The sequence below is a fragment of the Vibrio sp. 811 genome (assembly GCF_033339195.1).
In genome coordinates, this window is record NZ_JAWOUB010001022.1 from 1 (window position 1) to 503 (window position 503).

Genomic DNA, 503 nt, shown 5'->3' on the forward strand with positions numbered 1-503 from the left:
ACCATTCTCATGCTCAAAACACGGCGTTTGATAACGAACAAGTCAGTGGCTTTGCCGTAGGTGGCGGCTCTCCTGCTTCGCAATCTGCCTCACCATCGGAGCAATTGAGTGAGACAGGCAAACAGTTGATCAGTCAATTACCACCAGAGTTAGTTGATATCGCACGTGAACCATATAGCGCCCGATTTATCGCATTCGCCCTCATTTTTGATGGCAGCGATATTCAGCGCGAAATGATTAAGTCGTACGTTCCACTCGCATCCCAATCTACATTGCTTCCCTGGTTAGATTATGACTTATCACTGCATCTGCGTTTCCCGTTACTCGAACTCGCTCTGCCGGCGCTTAAATCGCTGAGTGAAGCCCAGAAAATCAGCTTATGTAAAGTGCTACGTGAGCTCTCAGAGACGGATAATCAATACTCGCTAGCCGAATGGTGTGTCATCAACTTACTAGAAAAGCAGCTTCTCGCCTCTTTTGGATTCATCAAACAACACAAGACA

The 503-nt window shown here is 46.9% G+C and carries 1 pseudogene; it reads left to right on the plus strand.

What is annotated here, in order from left to right:
• A pseudogene (locus R7Q46_RS30685) lies at positions 1 to 503 on the plus strand (Zn-dependent protease); the annotation flags it as partial.